The organism is Blastococcus sp. CCUG 61487 (assembly GCF_005222955.1).
Lineage (GTDB): Bacteria > Actinomycetota > Actinomycetes > Mycobacteriales > Geodermatophilaceae > Blastococcus.
Map to the genome: position 1 here is coordinate 1 of NZ_LWUA01000086.1, position 3,677 is coordinate 3,677.

Consider the following 3,677-nt stretch of genomic DNA (forward strand, 5'->3'; position numbering starts at 1 on the left):
GTCCGCTCCTTGAATCCACCTGACCTGATCCCAGCGCAGGGGGCGGTGGGTCAGGTGCCGGTGAACTCCGGCGGCCGCTTGGCCAGGAACGCCTCGACCGCCTCGCGGTGGTCGGCCGTCCGCCCGGCGACCGCCTGCAGCCGCGCCTCGAGCGCCAGTGTCTCCTCGAGCGTGTCGGTCGCCGCCGTCGCCAGCACCTTCTTCACCAGCCGGTAGGCGACCGTTGGTCCCGCCGCGAGTCGGGCCGCCAGCGCGTGCGCCTCGGCGGCCACCTCCTCCGGCGGCACGACGCGATGCACCAGGCCCCACTGGGCCGCCGTCTCGGCGAGGAAGGGCTCCGGCAGCAGGAGCAGCTCGGCCGCCCGCGCGCCGCCCACGCAGTGCACCAGCCGCGAGGCGACGGCGGAGTCGCTGGACAGGCCCACGTTGGTGAAGGCGGTGGTGAACTTCGCCCCGGCCGCGGCCACCCGCAGGTCACCGCAGAGCGCGACGCCGAGCCCCGCCCCGGCGCAGGCGCCGTTGATGCCGACGACCAGCGGCACCTCGAGCCGCGACAGCGCGAGGATCAGCGGGTTGTACTCCTCGACGAGCACAGGCATCGGGGCGTCGAGGTCCTCGTCGGGCGGGGTCTCCGCGGGCCGGCGGTGCACCGAGGCGTCGGTCAGGTCCTGCCCGACGCAGAACGCGCGGCCGGTGCCGGTCAGCAGCACCGCGCGCACCGACGGGTCCTCCGCCACCTCCTGCACGTGGGCGAACAGCTCGCGGCGGGACGTCGTCGAGAGCCCCGGGCGGAGCATGGTGAGGGTGGCGACCCCGTCGGAGTCCTCCCTGGTCACGGTCTCGGCCATCGTCGTCCGCCTTCCCCTGCACGTCGTCCGGGGACCGGGCCCCCCTCGCCGCCCCACCCTGTCACGGCTCCGGCGTCGGGAGAACCGCACTCGTGTCGCCCCGATGACGCAACGCATCCGGCGCGCCGACGCCGGTCCCGGCGCCCGGCCCGACGGCGGATGATGAACGGCAGTGCGTCCCGGCACCGCGACGGGCGGCCGATGTGTAGGCCCGCTCCGTCGTGGACAGGGAAGGGGGAGCGCTCTCAGGGCCCCCGGGTGGCACCGTGGCGGGCCACCTCCAACCGCCGGACGTGACGAGGAGTGACCCCCGTGGTCGAACCAGGACGACGGTGCCTGGGCGACCGCTACGAACTGCACCACATGATCGCCGCGGGCGGGATGGGGCAGGTCTGGCGGGGTCGGGACGTCGCGCTGCACCGCCCCGTCGCGGTGAAGGTGCTGCGCAGCGAGTACACCGGCGATCCCACCTTCCTCGAGCGGTTCCGCGCCGAGGCCAGGCACGCCGCCTCGCTCAGCCACCCGAACATCGCGGCGGTCTTCGACTACGGCGAGGAGTGCGCCGAGGACGGGACCGGCGAGACCCTCGCCTACCTGGTGATGGAACTGGTCGAGGGCGAGCCGCTCTCGGCCGTGCTGGCCCGGGAACGCGGGCTCGACACGGACACGACCCTCGCGCTCCTGCAGCAGACCGCGCTGGCCCTCGCCGAGGCGCACCGGGCCGGCCTGGTGCACCGGGACGTCAAGCCCGGCAACATCCTCGTCCGGCCCGACGGCAGCGTGAAGATCACCGACTTCGGCATCGCCTGGTCGGCCCGCAGCGTGGCGCTGACCCGCACCGGCCAGGTCATCGGGACGCCGCAGTACCTCTCGCCCGAGGCGGCCGAGGGGCGGCTGGCCACCCCTGCCAGCGACGTCTACGCGCTGGGCCTCATCGGCTACGAGTGCCTCAGCGGCCATCCCGCCTTCGACGGCGACAACGCCGTCACCATCGCCCTCAAGCAGGTGCGGCAGGAACCCGAGCCGCTGCCCGGCGAGCTCCCCCCGGGGGTGCGCACGCTGATCTCGCGGGCCCTGGTCAAGGACCCGGAGGGCCGGTTCCCCGACGGTGCCGCGTTCGCCGCCGCGATCGACGACGTCCTCGCGGGCCGGGAGCTCGCCGCCGCGCCGGAGACCCGTGCCGTGGCCGCCGTCCCGCCGCCGCTCCACCCGCCGCTCGACCCGCCGGACGACGCCACCGTGGCCCGGCCGCCATCGCCGCGCCGCGGCAGGCGGCTCGCCCTGGCGCTGTCGCCCCTGGTCGCCCTGCTCGCCGGCATCGGCATCGCCGCCGCGGTGCAGCTCGGGAGCGACGGTCGGCCGTCGGGCACGGCCACGGCGGCCGAGGAACGTGCCAGCGGCAGCATCGTGCTCGACGCCTCGGACTACGTCGGCCGCCCCGTCGACGAGGTCGCCGAGCGCCTCACCGCCCTCGGGCTCGTCGTGGAGCTGCGGTCCCAGGTGACCGAGAGCAGCGCGCCCGACCGGGTCACCGGCGTCGCGCCCGCCGGCAAGGAGCTGGCCGCCGGCGATGCCGTCGTCGTCCGCTACGCCGTGCCGCCGTCGCGCGCCGGTGAGCGCAGCGGCGGCGCGGGGGTCACCCAGGCCACCGTCGGCGAGTCCCCGGCCCCGGAGGTCGCCGAGCCGACCGAGGCCGTCGAGGTCGAGGAGCAGGCACCGCCGGAGCCCGGCACCGAGGTCGAGCCCCCCGTCGGGGAGGGCAGCGCGTCCCCGCCGACCGGACCGCCCTCGTCGTCGACGTCGCCGTCGCAGTCACCCGGGCCGACGACGCCCTCGACGCCGACGGAGCCGAGCACGCCGACGTCGTCGTCGCCTCCGTCGACCGGCACGTCGAGCTCGGCACCACCGAGCACCCCGCCGCCTGCGGCCTGAGCCGGACGGCAGGGGTCAGCGAGCGCGGGCCGGGCCTGTCCACAGCGCGGCGCCGAAGCAGCCGAGCGCGGCGGTGAGCAGGAAGCCGCGGTCACCGGCGACGACGGGCAGCACCACGAGCAGCCAGAAGACGGCCAGCCCGACCAGCCCGCCGGCCGCGACGCGCCAGCCGGCCGCTCCGCTCCAGCGCCGGACGCCCGGCACCGCGGGCATGCCGGCCAGCCCCAGCAGGACGCAGCCGGTGGCGAACGCCGACCACAACGGGATGTCGGTCCAGAACGACTCCCCGCCGAAGCGCAGGGACAGCCCGAGCTGCAGCAGCACCAGGGCCGCTGCGAGCAGCGCCAGCGAGAGCAGTGGCCGTCGCTCGGCCGAGGTCGTGGCCGAGGTCGAGGAGGAGGCCGGGGCGGTGGCTGCCGGGGGCGCCACGGGTCCGGTCTCCAGTGACTCGGGCCAGACGGTGGTGGCCCCGGGCGCCGCGGTCGGTGCCGGCTCGGCGGCGGGCGGTCCCTCCGGCTGGGACGGCGGGACCGCGGCGGCCGGAGGGGCAGGCGGGGGACCGGGGACGTAGTCCACCGGGCCCGTCGAGCGGGCGGGCGGCACGGACGCGGGGGCCGCCGCACCGGGGTGCGGCGGCAGCGGGTGCGCCGCCGCGGCCGGGGCGGCGACGGGGATCTCCTGCGTGGTGGGCTGTGCCGCGGGCGGCTGTGGGGTGGACGGCGAGCTCATCGGTGCTCCTCGCGCATCGGGGGCGGCCTCGCCCAGCACGCTAGGCGACCCCGCGGCCGGGGGCAGGCAGGCGCACCGCACGGCCCGGTCCTAGTGGTCGGGCGGATGAGCATCCGCGCGGGCATCGTGGTCACGGGCACCGAGGTCCTCACCGGACGCATCGCCGAC

3 protein-coding genes are annotated in these 3,677 nt (G+C 76.8%); 1 reads left to right on the plus strand and 2 read right to left on the minus strand.

Going from position 1 to position 3,677, the window contains the following annotated elements; all coding sequences use genetic code 11:
• Positions 1-50: 50 nt before the first annotated feature.
• Complete coding sequence (locus A6V29_RS06355; RefSeq protein WP_137159530.1) at positions 51-848, minus strand: enoyl-CoA hydratase-related protein; 798 nt, start codon at positions 846-848, stop codon at positions 51-53.
• Between the two features lie 312 nt (positions 849-1,160).
• On the opposite strand from A6V29_RS06355, the gene A6V29_RS06360 reads away from it, so the two are divergent.
• A complete protein-coding gene (locus A6V29_RS06360; protein WP_249933057.1) occupies positions 1,161-2,780 on the plus strand; it encodes a serine/threonine-protein kinase in 1,620 nt (539 codons plus the stop codon).
• Between the two features lie 15 nt (positions 2,781-2,795).
• On the opposite strand, the gene A6V29_RS06365 is transcribed toward A6V29_RS06360, so the two are convergent.
• Positions 2,796-3,509 carry a hypothetical protein gene (locus A6V29_RS06365; RefSeq protein WP_137159531.1) on the minus strand — a complete coding sequence of 238 codons (714 nt, stop codon included), beginning with the start codon at positions 3,507-3,509 and terminating at the stop codon, positions 2,796-2,798.
• Positions 3,510-3,677 lie beyond the last annotated feature (168 nt).